Here is a 542-nt window from a genome sequence, read left to right as displayed (position 1 = left end):
AGGTAGAGGCGGCCGGGGTCGCAGGAGGAGAAGCCGGCGTTGCGGTCGGGGGTCCACTGCATGGGGGTGCGCACGGCGTCGCGGTCGCCGAGCCAGATGTTGTCGCCCATGCCGATCTCGTCGCCGTAGTAGAGGATGGGCGAGCCGGGCAGGGACAGCAGCAGGGCGGTGAACAGCTCGATCTGGTTGCGGTCGTTGTCCAGGAGCGGGGCGAGCCGGCGGCGGATGCCGATGTTGGCGCGCATGCGCGGGTCCTTGGCGTACTCCGCGTACATGTAGTCGCGTTCCTCGTCGGTGACCATCTCCAGGGTCAGCTCGTCGTGGTTGCGCAGGAAGATGCCCCACTGGCAGCCCGAGGGGATGGCCGGGGTCTTGGCCAGGATCTCCGAGACCGGGTAGCGCGACTCGCGGCGCACGGCCATGAAGATGCGCGGCATGACGGGGAAGTGGAACGCCATGTGGCACTCGTCGCCGCCGTTCTCGAACGAGCCGAAGTAGTCGACCACGTCCTCGGGCCACTGGTTGGCCTCCGCCAGCAGCAC

At 68.5% G+C, this 542-nt stretch carries 1 protein-coding gene; it reads right to left on the bottom strand.

What is annotated here, in order from left to right:
- Positions 1–542: alpha-amylase family glycosyl hydrolase (locus IE330_RS38585; RefSeq protein WP_268257399.1), on the bottom strand; the 542-nt coding region annotated here is incomplete at both ends.

It is taken from the genome of Streptomyces longispororuber, assembly GCF_014656095.1.
Classification (GTDB): domain Bacteria; phylum Actinomycetota; class Actinomycetes; order Streptomycetales; family Streptomycetaceae; genus Streptomyces; species Streptomyces longispororuber.
The sequence above is the reverse complement of the archived record's forward strand: the minus strand, read 5'-3'. Positions and strand labels throughout refer to the sequence as shown.